Origin of the sequence: Pistricoccus aurantiacus (assembly GCF_007954585.1) — a bacterium.
Classification (GTDB): Bacteria; Pseudomonadota; Gammaproteobacteria; order Pseudomonadales; family Halomonadaceae; genus Pistricoccus; species Pistricoccus aurantiacus.
Genome location: NZ_CP042382.1, coordinates 555,903 through 572,636, shown reverse-complemented (window position 1 = coordinate 572,636; position 16,734 = coordinate 555,903). Strand labels below are relative to the sequence as shown.

General features: G+C 59.6%; 14 protein-coding genes and 1 riboswitch. Of the genes, 10 read left to right on the top strand and 4 right to left on the bottom strand.

Annotated features, from left to right (window positions below; genetic code table 11):
• Positions 1-203: 203 nt before the first annotated feature.
• Positions 204-1,259 carry a class I fructose-bisphosphate aldolase gene (locus tag FGL86_RS02705; RefSeq protein ID WP_147183153.1) on the top strand — a complete coding sequence of 352 codons (1,056 nt, stop codon included), beginning with the start codon at positions 204-206 and terminating at the stop codon, positions 1,257-1,259.
• Positions 1,260-1,381: 122 nt separating this feature from the next.
• Here the strand turns inward: FGL86_RS02705 and tkt are convergent, their stop codons facing one another.
• Complete coding sequence (tkt, locus tag FGL86_RS02700) at positions 1,382-3,379, bottom strand: transketolase (RefSeq protein ID WP_147183152.1); 1,998 nt, start codon at positions 3,377-3,379, stop codon at positions 1,382-1,384.
• Between the two features lie 247 nt (positions 3,380-3,626).
• Between tkt and metK the strand changes: the two genes are divergently transcribed.
• The 5 genes from metK (at position 3,627) to FGL86_RS02675 (ending at position 9,482) form a co-directional block, all read left to right on the top strand.
• Positions 3,627-4,847 carry a methionine adenosyltransferase gene (metK, locus tag FGL86_RS02695; protein ID WP_147183151.1) on the top strand — a complete coding sequence of 407 codons (1,221 nt, stop codon included), beginning with the start codon at positions 3,627-3,629 and terminating at the stop codon, positions 4,845-4,847.
• 76 nt (positions 4,848-4,923) lie between these two features.
• Positions 4,924-6,174 (top strand): cation:proton antiporter, encoded by a 1,251-nt coding sequence (locus tag FGL86_RS02690; RefSeq protein ID WP_147183150.1) that lies wholly within the window; start codon positions 4,924-4,926, stop codon positions 6,172-6,174.
• 90 nt (positions 6,175-6,264) lie between these two features.
• Positions 6,265-6,627, top strand: coding sequence for a hypothetical protein (locus FGL86_RS02685; RefSeq protein ID WP_147183149.1), 363 nt, complete (start codon positions 6,265-6,267; stop codon positions 6,625-6,627).
• Between the two features lie 104 nt (positions 6,628-6,731).
• Positions 6,732-6,822, top strand: a riboswitch (S-adenosyl-L-homocysteine riboswitch).
• 13 nt (positions 6,823-6,835) lie between these two features.
• Positions 6,836-8,245 carry an adenosylhomocysteinase gene (gene ahcY, locus FGL86_RS02680; RefSeq protein WP_425468308.1) on the top strand — a complete coding sequence of 470 codons (1,410 nt, stop codon included), beginning with the start codon at positions 6,836-6,838 and terminating at the stop codon, positions 8,243-8,245.
• Complete coding sequence (locus tag FGL86_RS02675; RefSeq protein ID WP_186764459.1) at positions 8,229-9,482, top strand: GGDEF domain-containing protein; 1,254 nt, start codon at positions 8,229-8,231, stop codon at positions 9,480-9,482. The genes ahcY and FGL86_RS02675 overlap by 17 nt, the downstream gene beginning before the upstream one ends.
• Positions 9,483-9,489: 7 nt before the next feature.
• Here FGL86_RS02675 and FGL86_RS02670 read toward each other — a convergent pair whose 3' ends face one another.
• Positions 9,490-10,428, bottom strand: a complete 939-nt coding sequence (locus FGL86_RS02670) for an AEC family transporter (RefSeq protein WP_147183147.1) — start codon at positions 10,426-10,428, stop codon at positions 9,490-9,492.
• A 234-nt stretch (positions 10,429-10,662) separates the two neighbouring features.
• On the opposite strand from FGL86_RS02670, the gene metF reads away from it, so the two are divergent.
• Positions 10,663-11,505, top strand: a complete 843-nt coding sequence (gene metF, locus FGL86_RS02665) for a methylenetetrahydrofolate reductase [NAD(P)H] (protein ID WP_147183146.1) — start codon at positions 10,663-10,665, stop codon at positions 11,503-11,505.
• Positions 11,506-11,594: 89 nt separating this feature from the next.
• Entirely contained in the window at positions 11,595-12,122 is a 528-nt protein-coding gene (gene sodC, locus FGL86_RS02660; protein WP_147183145.1) for a superoxide dismutase family protein, read from the top strand.
• Between the two features lie 84 nt (positions 12,123-12,206).
• Here sodC and FGL86_RS02655 read toward each other — a convergent pair whose 3' ends face one another.
• Both FGL86_RS02655 and prlC read right to left on the bottom strand, forming a co-directional pair.
• Positions 12,207-12,449 carry a YheV family putative zinc ribbon protein gene (locus FGL86_RS02655; protein WP_147183144.1) on the bottom strand — a complete coding sequence of 81 codons (243 nt, stop codon included), beginning with the start codon at positions 12,447-12,449 and terminating at the stop codon, positions 12,207-12,209.
• Positions 12,450-12,472: 23 nt separating this feature from the next.
• Positions 12,473-14,524, bottom strand: coding sequence for an oligopeptidase A (prlC, locus tag FGL86_RS02650; RefSeq protein WP_147183143.1), 2,052 nt, complete (start codon positions 14,522-14,524; stop codon positions 12,473-12,475).
• Between the two features lie 209 nt (positions 14,525-14,733).
• Between prlC and FGL86_RS02645 the strand changes: the two genes are divergently transcribed.
• On the top strand, positions 14,734-16,074 hold the full coding sequence (locus FGL86_RS02645; protein WP_147183142.1) for a sodium-dependent transporter: 1,341 nt from the start codon (positions 14,734-14,736) through the stop codon (positions 16,072-16,074).
• Between the two features lie 42 nt (positions 16,075-16,116).
• A complete protein-coding gene (locus FGL86_RS02640) occupies positions 16,117-16,656 on the top strand; it encodes a gamma carbonic anhydrase family protein (protein WP_147183141.1) in 540 nt (179 codons plus the stop codon).
• Positions 16,657-16,734 lie beyond the last annotated feature (78 nt).

Sequence of the window (16,734 nt, the reverse complement as noted above, 5' to 3'; positions counted from 1 at the left end):
ACTGCAGGCGTGGAACGTCGAGTCCCCGAGAGGGACCCTCTGAAAGCGAATCCTCGAAAGCGGGTTCCTAGAAGATTGATACTGGCCTCGGCCCGGGAACATGGGTAGCTTGTGCGTATGTCGCCGACAAGGTGTACTCAAGGCCCGAGGTATCGCGACACTTACCCCACATTTGCTGAACCCCTATTCACTGGAGGAAAAATATGACCACCGATATTATCAAGCTGCTGGGCGACGAGGCGGATAGCCTGCTCGGCCATACCTGCAGTGGCTTCCGCAAGGAAGATCTGTATCTGCCCGGGCCGGATTTCGTTGATCGGGTGATGGCGGACAGCGATCGTAGCCCTCACGTGATGCGCAACATGCAGACCTTGTTCAATCATGGCCGCCTGGCGGGTACCGGCTACCTGGGTCTGCTGCCGGTGGACCAGGGTATCGAGCATTCCGCCGGCGCGTCTTTTGCCCCCAATCCGATGTATTTCGATCCCAAGAATATCGTCGAGCTGGCCATCGAGGGTGGCTGCAACTGCGTGGCTTCAACCTTGGGGGTGCTGTCTTCCGTGGCGCGACGCTACGCCCATAAGATTCCCATGATGCTCAAGCTCAATCACAACGAGACCCTGACCTACCCGGCGATCTACGATCAAACCCTGTTCGCCCAAGTGGAGCAGGCCCACAACATGGGCTGTATCGCCGTGGGAGCCACCATCTACTACGGTTCTCCGGACAGCCGCCGGCAGATCATGGAAATCAGCGACGCCTTCGAGCGCGCCCACGAGCTGGGCATGGTGACGGTGCTGTGGTCCTACCTGCGTAATCCGGAGTTCAAGAAGGACGGCACGGACTACCACGTTGCATCCGATCTGACCGGCCAGGCCATTCATCTGGCGGCGACCATCAAGGCGGATATCGTCAAGCAGAAACTTCCCGAGAACAACGGTGGCTACAAGGCGGTAGATTTCGGTCATACCCATGACAAGGTATATTCCGAGCTGACTTCGGATCATCCCATCGACCTGGCCCGCTATCAGGTGGCGAACTGCTACATGGGCCGCGCCGGGCTGATCAACTCCGGCGGCGGCTCCAAGGGCCAGTCGGATCTGGGCGAGGCGGTACGCACTGCGGTGATCAACAAGCGCGCTGGCGGCATGGGCTTGATCTCCGGGCGCAAGGCGTTCCAGAAGCCGATGAAGGAGGGAGTGGAGTTGCTCAACGCGATTCAGGATGTGTATCTGTCGAAAGACGTGACCATCGCCTAGGGAAACGCAGACGTTAAAAATTTGTTCGCGAACGCACTGGGCCCCGGCATTGCCGGGGCCCGATAGTTTCATACCAAATTCACATCAACGTCATGCCGCTTGGCTTGACGCTCATCGACGCGCTATTTCGACTCCAGCAGGGTGTTTGCCTGGGCGACGATATTATCCACGGTGAAGCCGAAGTGGCGGAACAGGTCCTCCGCCGGGGCGGATTCGCCGAAGGTCTTCATGCCGATGACGGTGCCGTCCAGGCCGACATACTTGTACCAGTAGTCCCGATGGCTGGCTTCGATGGCAATCCGCGCGGTCACCGCTCTGGGCAGCACGCTTTCGCGGTATTCCGGGTCTTGGGCGTCGAAGACGTCCGTCGAGGGCAGGGAGACCACCCGCACCACCTTGCCGCTGGCTTCGAGGGTTTCCGCCGCCTGCATGGCCAGGCCTACCTCCGAGCCGGTGGCGATCAGGATCAGTTCCGGGGCGCCTTCGACGTCTTTCAGCACATAGCCGCCGCGTCGCACGTTGCCAAGTACCTGCTTGTCGCGAGCCTGGTGATCCAGTGTCTGGCGAGACAGCACCAGGGCGGTGGGACCGGCGTTGCGGGTGAGGGCGGCGCGCCAGGCCACGGCGGTTTCCACCGCGTCGCAGGGGCGCCAAGTAGACAGGTTAGGCGTGCTGCGCAGGGCGGAAAGCTGCTCGATGGGTTGATGGGTGGGGCCGTCTTCTCCCAGGCCGATGGAATCATGGGTGAACACGTAGATGGCGCGCTTGCCGATCAGGGCCGCCATGCGCACCGCATTGTGCATGTATTCCATGAATGTCAGGAAGGTGGCCCCGTAGGGCATGAAGCCGCCGTGCAGCACGATGCCGTTGATTATCCCCCCCATGCCGAACTCGCGTACGCCGTAGTGGAGATAGTTGCCGCTGGCGTCTTCCCGGGAAATCGCCTTGGCGCCCTTCCAGAAGGTCAGGTTCGAGGGCGCGAGATCCGCGCTGCCCCCCAGCAACTCCGGCAGCTGCGGCCCCAGTTCGTTGAGGCATAGGAGCGAAGCCTTGCGCGTGGCCAGGCTTTCGCCCTTTTCCTGAAGCTGCTCGATCAGGGTCTCGCAGTTCAGCTCGATGGGCAGATCGCAGACCATGCGCCGCTTGAACTCCCGGGCCTCTTCCGGGTAATCCGAAGCGTAGCGCTCGAAGCGCGTCTGCCACTCGCTTTCCCGCTCCTGGCCTTGTTCGGTGGCGTCCCAGCCCTGATAGATAGGCTCGGGGATATGGAAAGGCGCATGGGGCCAGTCGAGCTGCTTGCGGGCGGCGGCTACCTCGTCCTCGCCCAGCGGCGCGCCGTGACAGGACTCGGTGCCTTGTTTGTTGGGGGCGCCGAAGCCGATCACGGTCTTGCAGATGATCAGGCTGGGGCGCTCGTCGTGGTTCCTGGCCAGTTCGATGGCGGCCTTGATTTCCTCCGGGTCATGGCCGTCGACCTTGGGCACCACGTGCCAGCCGTAGGCCTCGAAGCGCTTGGTGGTATCGTCGGTGAACCAGCCCTCGACCTCGCCGTCGATGGAAATGCCGTTGTCGTCATAGAAGACGGTCAGCTTGCCCAGGCCCTGGGTGCCGGCGAAGGACGCCACCTCGTGGGAAATGCCTTCCATCAGGCAGCCGTCGCCGACGAAGCAGTAGGTGCGGTGATCGACGATCTCGTGCCCCGGACGGTTGAACTGAGCCGCCAGGGTACGCTCGGCGATGGCCATGCCCACCGCATTGGCAAGCCCCTGTCCCAGCGGGCCGGTGGTGGTTTCCACCCCGGGCGCGTAGCCGAATTCCGGGTGGCCGGGGGTCTTGGAATGCAATTGACGAAAGCGCTGAAGGTCTTCCAGGCTGATATCGTAGCCCGAGAGGTGCAAAAGCGAATACAGCAGCATTGAGCCATGGCCGTTGGAAAGCACGAAGCGGTCACGGTTGGCCCACCTGGGATTGTCGGGGTTGTGCTGAAGGTAGTCGTTCCACAGCACCTGGGCGATATCCGCCATGCCCATGGGGGCGCCGGGGTGGCCGGACTTGGCTTTTTGCACCGCATCCATGGACAGGGCGCGAATCGCGTTGGCCAGTTCGAAACGAGATGGCATGAAGATAGCTCCTCACCTGGGGGCCGCTGAGGCTAATGACTTGTATAGGATTCAGGCTGACAAGGGATAGTTTGATCGAACGATACCGCAGAGGATGCGGCAAGCGCGAGCCGTGAACTGTGAGATATTGTCGCTGAGAAGCGCCGGAGCGGCAAATTTACCGCCTGTCGGTCTCGGTGTAGAATTCTCCATCAAATAGCGGGGCTTCCAGCCACGATCAGCTAACTGCAAAAAGGTCATGCATGCCATGAGCGAATATTCCCTGTTTACTTCCGAGTCCGTGTCCGAGGGGCATCCGGACAAGATCGCCGATCAGATTTCCGACGCGGTGCTCGATGCCATCATTGCTCGGGACAAGCAGGCGCGCGTGGCGTGCGAAACCCTGGTCAAGACCGGGGTCGCCATCGTGGCCGGCGAGATCAGCACCACCGCCTGGGTGGATCTCGAGGACCTGGTGCGCCGGGTGATCCTGGACATCGGCTACACTTCCTCCGAAGTGGGTTTCGATGGGGAAACCTGCGGCGTGCTCAATCTGATCGGCAAGCAGAGCGTGGACATCGCCCAAGGGGTGAATCGCAGCAAGCCGGAGGACCAGGGTGCCGGGGATCAGGGCCTGATGTTCGGCTATGCCACCAACGAGACGGATTCCTACATGCCGGCGCCGATCCATTACGCCCATCGGTTGGTGGAACGCCAGGCGGCACTGCGCAAGAATGGTCTGCTGCCCTGGTTGCGTCCGGACGCCAAGAGTCAGATCACCTTCCGCTACGATGAGCAGGGCAAGCCCTGCGCCGTGGACGCGGTGGTGTTTTCCACCCAGCATGATCCGGACATCGATCAGCAGGCACTGCGGCAGATGGTGCGCCGGGAAATCATCGAGCAGGTACTGCCGGAAGAGTGGCTGAGCAAGTCGACCCACTATCACATCAATCCTACCGGCAAGTTCGTGATCGGCGGCCCGGTGGGTGATTGCGGTCTGACCGGGCGCAAGATCATCGTCGATACCTATGGCGGCATGGCGCGCCACGGCGGCGGTGCCTTCTCCGGCAAGGACCCCTCCAAGGTCGATCGCAGCGCCGCCTACGCCGGGCGCTACGTAGCCAAGAACCTGGTTGCCGCGGGGCTCGCGGACAAGTGCGAGATCCAGGTGTCCTACGCCATCGGCGTGGCGGAGCCGACGTCGGTATCGATCAACACCTTCGGTACCGGCAAGGTCAGTGATGCCAAGATCGTCGAGCTGGTACGGGAGCATTTCGACCTGCGCCCGCATGCCATCACGCGCATGCTCGATCTTCTGCATCCCATGTATCGGTTGACCGCCGCCTACGGCCATTTCGGCCGCGAGCCCTTCGAGTCGACCTACCGCTGGAAAGATGTCAACGGCGAGTCCCATAGCGAGACCTTCATTGCCTTCCCCTGGGAAAAGATCGACAAGGCAGAGGCCCTGCGGGCCGCCGCAGGACTCTAGGCGCCGCAGCGACCTGAATGAAACGACGGAATCGGTACGCCGGTTCCGTCGTTTTGCGTAGACAAGGAGTCATCTCGTGCTCAATCTCACCGCCCTTTTCGTCAGCGTGACCGCGCTGTTCGCCTGGTTCAACGCTCGGGTCGTGCGCCTGCCCGCCACCATCGGCGTGATGGTGATCGCGCTGATCTTCTCCCTTGGTCTGATGGGTATTCATCACTTGGGTCTCACCCTGGTGACGGATCGCGCCGAGGGCTGGCTCGCCCGAATCGATTTCAGCGAGCTGTTGATGGAGGGCATGCTGTCGTTTCTGCTGTTCGCCGGCGCCCTGCATGTGGATCTGGGCCAGCTCAAGCGCTACCGCTGGTCCATCGGGTTGCTGGCGACCGTTGGCGTGGTGATTTCGACCTTGGCGGTGGGAAGCGCGGCCTGGTGGCTATTTGGCCTGTTCGACATCCAGGTGCCCTGGATCTGGTGTCTGGTATTCGGCGCTCTGATCGCGCCGACGGATCCCATTGCGGTGCTGGGTATCTTGCGAAGCGCCGGCGCGCCGCCGGATATGGAAGTGAGAATCGTCGGTGAGTCGCTGTTCAATGATGGAGTGGCGATCGTGGTGTTCTCGACGCTGCTGAGCGCCGCCACCGCCGAGGAGGCATTGACCGTCGGGCATGTCAGCCTGCTGTTTCTGCAGGAAGCCGGCGGCGGCATCTTGCTGGGTGTCATCATCGGCGCTCTGGTGTATCGGCTGATGAAGTCCATCGATCAGTATCAGGTGGAAGTTCTGCTGTCCTTGGCGCTGGTCACCGGCGGCTATGCGCTGGCGCTGAAACTTCATGTATCCGGCCCCATCGCCATGGTGGTGGCGGGGTTGATCATCGGCAACATGGCCCGGATCGGTGCCATGTCCGACAATACCCGCGCCTATATGGACGGCTTCTGGGAGCTGATCGATGAAATGCTCAATGCGATTCTGTTCGTACTGATCGGTCTCGAGCTCTTGCTGATCCCCTTCCAGTGGGCCTATTTCGGCGTGGTGCTGCCGTTGATCGCGATCATGCTGGCGACTCGCTTCATGACCATCGGCATACCGCTGGCGCTGCTGCGGCGCTGGTTTCCGTTTCGTCCGGGCATGACCCGAGTGCTGACCTGGGGCGGCCTGCGGGGCGGGATTTCCGTGGCGCTGGCGTTGGGGTTGCCCGCGGTAGACTATCGGGAGCCTCTGGTGCTGATCACCTATCTGATCGTGCTGTTTTCGATTCTGGTGCAGGGGCTGACCATCGGCAAGGTCGTCGAAGGCGTCGTAAACCAGTCGCCGCAAGCGAGGGATTGACCCCCGGTTTATGGACACCCGGGTGATGTGGCGTCATATTTGACCGATACCGTTTTTGTGGTAGAGCACTCATTCAGCAAGGAGCGCATCATGAATCGACTTGGCAGTTTTGCCGCCGCTGTCCTGGCGGCCGCGTTGTTGGCAGGATGCGGCGAGGAGGACGCTCCGCAGCGCGTGCGCCCGGAGGGGGCGCCCGAGAGCACCCAGCAGGAAATGCAGGAAAGCCGTCGAGCGGTCAACCGCCAGGATAGGCCTTCGTCACAACGTCCCGAAGAAGAGCGCGCCAAGAGATCCGCCAGCGAGCAGCCTGCCGAGCCTTCCGGTTCTTCATCAAAAGACGAGTCCCCCAAGCCTTCCAACCTGACCGAGGATGAACAGCCTTCTCGATCTTCCGACCCGACGGAAAAGGAAGGGGCGGAGATTCAGGAAACCGGCGACAGCGAAGCGAAGTAGCTGGAAGAGATGGCTGGAAGAAATGGTAGGAAACAGTCCTCGGGAAGCAGGCTGGCTCACCGGCATTGTTGACGTGATAAGATAGACGGCTTCACACAGGCTTCGGGTTCGAGGGGCGCTGCAGCCTTGATCGGTTTTCATCGATGCGGGGTGAGGCTCGGATCTGCAGTTATACGGTAACGGTGCCCGTTTTTCAGGAGTTGTAGCAATGACCGTTATGGCGAACACTCAAGCCGCCGCCCAGGATTACAAAGTTGCTGATATCGCCCTGGCGGATTGGGGACGGCAGGAAATTCGTATCGCCGAAACCGAAATGCCGGCATTGATGAAGATTCGTGCCAAGTATCGTGACAGTCAGCCTCTGGCGGGTGCGCGTATCGCTGGCTGTATTCACATGACCATCCAGACCGCGGTGCTGATCGAGACGCTGATCGAGCTTGGCGCAAGCGTGCGCTGGTCTTCCTGCAACATCTTCTCGACCCAGGATCACGCCGCTGCCGCTATCGCCGCAGCGAATGTCCCGGTCTTCGCCTGGAAAGGCGAGACGGAAGAAGAGTTCTGGTGGTGCATCGAGCAGACTGTGGAAGGCGCGGACGGCTGGACGCCGAACATGGTGCTGGACGACGGTGGCGATCTGACTCAACTGCTGCACGAAAAGCGTCCGGAACTGCTCGACGCCGTTCATGGTATCAGCGAGGAAACCACCACCGGCGTGCATCGGCTGCTGGAAATGCTGCGAGCGGGGACGCTCAAGGTGCCGGCGATCAACGTCAACGACGCGGTCACCAAGTCCAAGAACGATAACAAGTACGGCTGTCGACACAGCCTCAACGACGCCATCAAGCGTGGCCTCGACCATCTGCTGGCGGGCAAGAAAGCGCTGGTGGTGGGCTATGGGGACGTCGGCAAGGGATCGGCGGCTTCCCTGCGTCAGGAAGGCATGATCGTTAAGGTGACCGAGATCGATCCCATTTGCGCCATGCAGGCCTGCATGGACGGCTTCGAGGTCGTGTCGCCTTATATCGACGGCAAGAATTTGGGCGAAGATAGTGTGGATGGCGATCTGCTGAACGGTATCGATCTGGTGGTGACCTGTACAGGCAACATCGATGCTTGCGATGCGGCCATGCTCAAGGCACTGAAGAAAGGTGCGGTGGTCTGCAACATCGGCCATTTCGACAACGAGATCGATACGGCTTTCATGCGCCGGGAATGGCATTGGGAAGAGATCAAGCCGCAGGTGCATAAGGTCTATCGCGACAGCAAGCCGGGCGATTTCGATCCCCGCAGCAGCGATTATCTCTTGTTGCTTTCCGAGGGGCGACTGGTCAATCTGGGTAATGCCACGGGGCATCCGTCTCGTATCATGGACGGTTCCTTCGCCAATCAGGTGCTGGCACAGATACATCTCTACGAGCGACGCTTTGCCGAAGTCTCTCGGGAAGAGCAGCAGGATGCTCTAGCCGTGACGGTACTGCCCAAGCAACTCGATGAGGAGGTCGCGCGTTACATGGTCGAGGGTTTCGGTGGCGTGATCACACGCATGACCGATGATCAAGCCAACTATGTTGGAGTCGCGCCCGATGGACCGTTCAAGTCGGATGAATATCGCTACTGATACCGATGAGAGGCGCCACTTCCAGCCGTCACCGCGGCTGGAAGTTCTCTTGTTGCTGGCGGATTACAAAGCGTATCTACCCAAGGCAGAACATTGCCAGCAAGCGCGCCTGAACGCGGTCTTTCTGCTGTGCTCCATCTGGGGCATTCTTTCCTATGTTCCCTTTGATTATCTGATGGTGCCCGACCATTGGATGGCCTTGAGCATCGGCCGGCTGATGCTCGTCCTGCTGCTGCTGGGATGCCTGCTCTGGCAGCATCGACGCCCTAGACGTACCGAGCGCGCCCTGTTGGTGGGCGCCCTGGGCGCTGAGGTCTTTTTTGGCTGGGGGGCGTCTTTGATCGACACGCCTCTGGCCTTTCTCAGCTGGAACCTGAATGTCGCGGTGGCGGTATTCGTGCTGCTGCCGCTGGCCACGGTATGGCGCTGGGCCAATATGCTGGCGCATAACCTGTTCATGGTAGTCGTCTATGGCTTGTTCTTCCTGGGAAGCCCTTTCTCGCTGAGCGAGCTGGTGCAGTACGGCGGAACGTTCCTGCTGGTCGGCCTGACCATTTCCCCGTTCCTCAGCCACGTGCGCTACGTCAACTTCACGCAGTCGGCTCGCCTGCGCCAGGAGTTGACCCAACGTAACCAGGAACTTGTTGCCGCCAACGAGCAGCTGGTGCAGAAGAGCAAGGTACTCACCCATCTGGCCAACCACGATGTCATGACCAATCTGCCGAACCGACGCTGTGGCATGGTGTTTCTGCAAGAGACCATGACCGCGAGCCTTCAGGAAAAGCACCCGCTGTCGCTTCTATTGATCGATGTGGACAATCTCAAGGGCATCAACGATACCCTGGGACACCACTATGGCGATCGCATGATCTGCCACGTGGCGAGCCTGCTTGTCGAGTTGCTGGACGAGCATCATCTGGCCTGTCGTACCGGTGGCGACGAGTTTCTCGTCGTGATGCCCAATACCGATGCTCAGACCTGCGATCGATGGTGCCTGCGCCTGACCGAGCAGCTGGCTAGCGATGAATCTCGGGAAAACCTGGGTTTCGCGGTATCCGCCAGCGTCGGCACGACGACGTTCGAGCCCAGCAGGGAGACCTTGTTCGACGTCGACACTCTCATCCAGCGCGCGGACGCCAAGATGTATCATCATAAGCGTCGCGCGCGGCAGCGACGCACCACCCGCCCTACCAAGCTCGTCTATTCTCAGGATAGCGATATCGACAAGGTGGTATAGCGAGCCTTCAAGCAAGCCCGGTCAACTGGATCATCCATGGAAGATAAAATGGAATCAGCAGCGGCGCCGCGAGGGTAGTCAACAATACCGCCATGGCGCCTTTCTCCGGCGCGATGGAAAGCTCCATCGAGACTACCACCACGTTGGCCGCCATGGGCACCACGCCCAGCAACAGCAAGGCCATGGCCAACTCCGGTGTCACCGGTAACATCTGCGATAGCCCGAGCACGGCCAGAAGGCTCGCCAGCGGCCAGAAGACATAGCGAATCACCGCGCAGGCCGCAATAAAACGCAGATCCAGTTCGCCAAGCGTCACTCGACCCAACGTCATGCCGATGATCATCATGCCCAGCAGCGTATAAGTGGAGGGAAAGACATCGAGACCCTGGTGAACGATCGGCGGCAGGGTAATGCCCGCCGCCTCGACCAGTAGTGCGATAAGAAAGGCGTAGACCAGGGGCAGTCGCGCGATGCGAATCAGGCTCTGGCGTATCGAGAATTGCCCCCTGGCGCTGATGTAGAACCCCAGGGTGAACTCGTAAAGGGTGATGCCCAGGATGCAGAATAGATAAAGCGTCACTCCTTCGGGGGGCAATAGAATCATCGCGACGGGCAGGCCGAAGTATCCCGTATTGCCGGTTCCTGCGGAAAAGGCCACTACCGCGGCTTCCTGAGCCGAGAACAGGACGCGGGCGAGGCGGTGGACCAGCAGGCAGATCGCGCTCGAAGCGAGGAAGAGGCCTAGGGTCAGCAGCAGGTAGTTCGGCGTCGGGCCGCCGAGATTTAAGCCTCGAAAGAAGGTCAGGGGGGCGATGACATAGATCAGCAGCGTCGCAATGGGGCGCGGATCGATGGCAAGGCGTCGAGCGCAGACGACGCCCAGCGCCACGAAAGACAGCAGCATCCATAGCGGCGCCATTAGCGCTGTACCAAGCTCGGATTCCATGGGCCAATCTCACCGGGAAAACCGCCATCATGCCTGTTCAGAGCTCAACTGTCAGGGCTTCAACATGAAAGAAATCGATACAGAAGCTGGAGAACTTTCACTGGTCGTCTGCGTTGACGGTCGGCAGAATAGAGCGCTGACAGAATGATCTACAAGCCGCCTCGTCAATCACGGTGGTGTCAAAGAACATGAATAGATGAGTCGCTTTCAAGGTGACAACGAAAGGTTGATTCGATGAGTAAACACGAGCATCCGTTGGGTATCAGCTTCGAATTCTTTCCGCCGGCCACCGAGGTGGGACGAGACAAGCTGAGGCACACGCGAGACGCCCTGGCGAAGCGTCAGCCGCGCTTCTTCTCCGTCACCTATGGCGCCGGTGGTGCGACGCAGCTTCGCACTGCCGACACCGTTGCCATGATCAGCGAAAGCAGGATCAATACAGCGCCCCATCTCTCCTGTATCGGGAGCGACAAGGGAGAGCTGCGCGAGCTGCTGGTACGCTATCGCGAATGGGGCATCGACAGCCTGGTGGCGCTGCGCGGTGACCTACCTTCCGGCATGGGCGGGGCGGGAGAGCTGCGTTATGCCAACGAACTCGTCGAGTTCATCCGCGAGGAAACCGGCAATCACTTCGAGATCGCCGTGGCGGCTTATCCGGAAACCCATCCTCAGGCGGCCAGCGCGGCCAAGGATCTGGATAACTTCGCCCGCAAGGTCAAGGCTGGGGCTAATCTGGCGATTACCCAGTATTTCTTCAGCGCCGATGCCTATTTTCACTTCGTCGAGCAGGCTCAGGCGCTGGGAATCGAAATACCCATCGTGCCGGGCATCATGCCGATCACGAACTATACGAAGCTGGCGCGGTTCTCGGATGCTTGCGGTGCGGAGATCCCACGTTGGATTCGCAAGCAGCTCGAAACCTACGGCGACGACAGTGAGAGCATCGCCGCCTTTGGTGAGGAAGTGGTAACGCGCCTTTGCCAGCGGTTGCTGGATGGCGGGGCACCAGGTCTGCACTTCTATACGCTGAATCAGTCGGCCCCGGTGTTGCGTATCGTCGATCATCTTGGTGAGTGAGCTGTTTTCCTGCGGCATCCGGGTTGGCAACCCGGTGCGTATTAGCTAGCCTGAATAGGGCAAGTCGAACTCAAGGACAGGAGAAAGACATGAAAGCATTAGCTAATCTGACATTAGGCATTGGAGCCTCTCTACTGCTCGCGGCGGGAGCGCAGGCGGCGCAGGAAATCGAAATGCATAGCGTCAGCCAGGATGGCGTCGGTGACAGTGTCGGCACCGTTACCGTCGAGGATACGGAGTACGGTCTGCTGCTGACCCCCGACCTCTCCGGTCTGGAGCCCGGCCTGCATGGTTTTCATGTGCATGAAAACGCCAGCTGTGAGCCTGCGGAAAAGGATGGCGAACAGGTTGCCGCCGCTGCTGCCGGCGGACACTTCGACCCGCAGAATACCGAGACTCACCAAGGGCCTTACGGTGATGGACACTTGGGCGATTTGCCGGTGTTAATGGTGGATGACGACGGCATGGCGACAACGCCTACTTTGGCACCGCGGCTCAAGGTGTCGGATCTCGGCGGCCATGCGCTGATGATCCATGAGGGCGGCGACAACTATTCCGACAATCCCGAGCTTGGCGGCGGTGGCGCTCGAGTCGCCTGCGGCACGATAGAAGAGTAACCGTTGCTATTCGAATGCCAAGGTTCCTGCCGGTAAAAGCCTCCCGATCGGGAGGCTTTTTGCATAACGCCAAGAGGTAATAATTCAGCGCTTGGGATCGAGAATCCTGACGGTTTGCAGATCCGCCTTCTGCTGTTCCTCCCGTACTCGATTGACCCGGGTCTCTAGCTCCTCGCTCGATTCTTCCTCTATCGCCGACTGCTCGAAAAAGTCGCAGTTGACGCAGTCGCGATAGCGAATTCCATTCTGCTCCCAGGTACGAATACGATCCATGGTGGCACAGCGCGGACAGACCGCGCCGGCGATAAAGCGTTTCTGGACGGGCATGAAAACAATCTCCTTTCGAGGCCTCAGGCGGCGCGGATACCGCTATGGCGCAGCAGCGGCTCGACGCTGGGTTCGCGACCGCGGAAGGCGTGAAACAGATCCGCAGCGTCTCGCGAACCGCCGGCCTCGAGGATTGTCTGACGAAAACGTCTACCGGTGGCTGAATCGAAGGTGCCGGCTTCTTCGAAAGCGCTATAGGCATCTGCAGACAGCACTTCCGCCCATTTGTAGCTGTAGTAGCCCGCCGCGTAGCCGCCGGCGAAGATATGCCCGAAACCGTTCTGGAAGCGATTGAAATCTGCCCGAGGCAGCACGGAGACTTCTGCGCGAACGTCATCCAGTAGCGTTTGTACGTCTTCAGCCGAGGGCTTCGTTAACTCCGAATGCAGGCGGAAGTCGAAAAGCGAAAGCTCGAGCTGGCGCATCATGCCCATGGCGGACTGGAAGTTGCGCGCGGCTTGCAGGCGTTCGAGCAGTTCGTCCGGCAGTGATTCGCCGCTGTCCACATGACGGGCAATCAGATCCAGACCCTCGCGCTCCCAGCAGAAATTCTCCATGAACTGGCTGGGCAGTTCCACCGCGTCCCAGGCGACACCGTTGATGCCGGAGACGTCCGCTACCGTCTGCTGGGTCAGCATGTGATGCAAGCCATGACCGAACTCGTGAAAGAGCGTTGTCACCTCGTCATGGGTCAGCAGGGCCGGCTTGTCTCCCAATGGCCGGGTGAAATTGCAGGTCAGATAGGCGACGGGCAGTTGCAGACTGCCGTCCTCGCGTTCCCGGCGTACCCGGCATTCGTCCATCCAGGCGCCGCCCCGCTTGCCTTCCCGAGCATAAAGGTCGAGGTAGAAGCCGGCAATAGGGGTACCGTTCTCGAGGATGCGATAGAAACTGACGTCAGGGTGATAGCGCGGAGCGCTGTCGTCTCGTTCGAACGCTAGGCCATAAAGCCGCTCGACGACGTCGAAGAGGCCATCGATGACCTTGGGAGCGGGAAAATAGGGCCGCAGTTGCTCCTGCGAAATCGCGTAACGCGCCTCGCGCAGTTTTTCACTGGCGTAACCGATATCCCAAGGCGCGAGTTCCGCCAGGCCGAGTTCTTCCTTGGCGTAAGCGCTAAGCTCGGTGAATTCCTCTTGGGCCTGAGGATAGGCGCGGCCAGCCAGGTCATGCAGAAAATCGAGCACCTGGCGAGGAGATTCCGCCATCTTGGTCGCCAAGGAGTAATCCGCATAGGTCTCGAATCCCAGCAGTTCGACCAGTTCCTGGCGCAGCGCCAGGGTTTCCTCGATGACCGGGGCGTTGTCGTGCTGACCCGCGTTAGGACCTTGATCTGAGGCGCGGGTCACGAAAGCGGTATAGACTTCGCGGCGCAGTTCGCGATTGTCGGCGAAGTTGACTACCGGAATGAAGCTGGGCATGTCCAGGGTGATTCGGTAGCCCTCGATATCCTTGGCCTGGGCGTTGGCCTTTAGAGTGTCCAGGGCGCTTTGCGGCAATCCTGCCAGGATGTGCTCGTCGGTGATGTCCTTATGCCAGGCTTGGGTGGCATCAAGCAGCTGATTGGAGAAAGTGTTGGCGAGCTCGGAAAGCCGGGCTTGAATCTCACCATAGCGACGCTTCTTGTCTTCCGGCAGGTCGACCCCGGCCAGACGAAAATCCCGCAGGGTATTGTCGATGGCGCGCTGCTGCGCCTGGGTGAAATGCACCCGCTCTGGCGATTGTGCAAGGGCTTGATAGGCGCGGAATAGTCCCTCGTGTTGGCCGAGCCAGGTGCCGTAGGCGGATAGCTTGCCCAGGCAGGCCTGATGGGCCTCGCGCAGTGCCTGAGAGTTCATGGTGGAGTTGAGATGAGAAACCGGCGACCAGGCTTGGGAAAGCCGGTCGTTGAGTTCTTCCAGGGGGGCGACGAGGCTATCCCAAGTAGGTGTTTGCTGATTCGCCTGCGCTACCAGGCGCTCGATGGCAGCGCGATTCTCCTCGAGTAATTGCTCGATGGCGGGCACCACATGTTCGGGCTGAATCTCCGCGAACGGCGGCAGTGTGTGGGCTTCCAGAAGCGGATTGTGCGACATGGGGACCTCATCGGGGCAAGTGTGATGGTTAGATTAGGGTTCAGGGCGGTGCATTCAATGTCGTTTCTAGCGAAATTCCTTGTCCTGTAGACATCCGCCGTGAATTCACGGCCTGAAACGAGATCGATATTCACGGTATGGATTGGCCCGCCTCGGGTGGCCTGCTAGTCTTGCCTCCCCGTTAGTCGCCAGCCACAAGGAATCGACCGATGAACGAGACACTGGAGCGTTGGAGTAGCCGGCGTGCCTTTATTCTAGCGGTTACCGGCGCAGCGGTCGGGCTTGGCAATATCTGGCGATTCCCTTACATGACCGGCGAAAACGGCGGCGCGGTATTCCTGCTGCTTTATATTGCTTTTGTACTGTTGTTAGGTATCCCGATGATGATGGCGGAAATCATGATCGGGCGTGCCGGCCGGCGCAGTCCGATGCAGTCTCTGGCTTTTCTGGCCCAACAGGCCGGTCATTCCACGAATTGGCGATGGCTGGGCATATTCGGCGCTTTCACTGTCTTCCTGATTCTGTCTTTTTATTCCGTTGTCTCCGGCTGGTCCATCGAATACCTGGTGGGATCTATCAACGGCGATTTTGTCGGCCAGACGCCGGCGCAAATCGGCGCCGGTTTCGATGTCTTTCTCGCCGATCCGCTGCGGATGACATTCAATCATACGTTGTTTTTGCTGCTGACCATGTCCGTGGTGGCCGGCGGGGTGTCCGGAGGGCTCGAGAAGCTCAACAATCTGTTGATGCCTCTGTTGTATCTGCTGCTTGTGGTGCTGGTGATCTATGCCGCGACCACGGATGGTTTTGGTCTGGCGCTGACTTGGCTATTCAGCCCGGACCCGTCCGCCATGAGCCTGTCCGTGGTGCTGAATGCCATGGGGCACGCCTTCTTTACCTTGGCTCTGGGCGCTTGCGCGCTGATGGCCTATGGGGCCTACATGCCGGATCATCAGAGTTTGTCCCGGGCGGCAGGAACGGTGGCGGTGCTCGATATGCTGGTGGCTTTGTTGTCGGGTATCGCAATCTTCGCCGTGGTGTTTTCTCAAGGGATCGATCCTGCGGAAGGGCCGGGGCTGATGTTCGTGACCTTACCGATCGCCTTTTCCGAATTGCCATGGGGCTCCCTGTGGTTAGCCTGTTTCTTCCTTCTATTGCTGCTGGCTACCTGGACTTCGTCGATCAATCTGGCGGAGCCCATGGTGGCGGGGCTTCAAGGCATGGGAATCAAGCGAGGTATGGCGGCAACGCTTGTCGGTCTTGGAGTATGGCTTGTGGGGTTGTTGTCGGTACTGTCTTTCTCGACGATGGCCGAGGTGAAATGGTTTGCCGACATGACCTTCTTCGATCTGGTGACGACAATACCCACGGATATTTTCCTGCCGGTAGGCGGGCTCCTGATCGCCATATTTGCCGCCTGGGTGCTACCGCGAGAGACAGCATTGCGCACCTTGGATACCGGCCCCAATGGATTCCGTCTCTGGCAGGGGGTCGTACGTTTCGTGTCGATACCGTTGGTGGTACTAGTGCTGGTCTCTGGGCTGCTCTAACCTAGAGTGATCGATACAAGTTGATTCCGGAGAGATGAAACCATGCAATCATCAGTGCGCGCCCATCATGGCAAGGAGCCCCGATTTGGCGAGCGGGTCTATGTGGATTCGGCCAGCAAGGTATTGGGTGATGTCGTCTTGGGCGACGACTGCTCCGTATGGCCGATGACGGTAATTCGGGGCGATATGCACGAAATTCGTGTTGGTGCTCGCTGCAGTATCCAGGATGGCAGCGTACTGCATATTACCCATGCCAGTGACTACAACCCTGGCGGCTATCCCTTGATTTTAGGCGACGATGTCACCGTGGGGCACCGCGCGATATTGCATGGCTGTACGATTGGCAGCCGGGTGTTGGTTGGTATGGCGGCTGTCGTCATGGATGGCGCTGTTGTCGAAGATGAAGTCATTATCGCCGCCGGCGCCCTAGTGACGCCGGGCAAGCGCTTGCAGAATGGCTATCTCTATGCAGGCAGCCCGGCCAAGGAAGTACGCCCGCTTAAGGACTCGGAGCGAGCCTTTTTCACCTATACCGCGGCGAATTACGTCAAGTTAAAAGACCTTTATTTAGAAAATCAATAATAAGGTATTGTTTTACTTAGTCATGCTGACCCATAATCTGGCTGTTTATCCAGTGAGTATTCATCCAGTGTTTTCAAG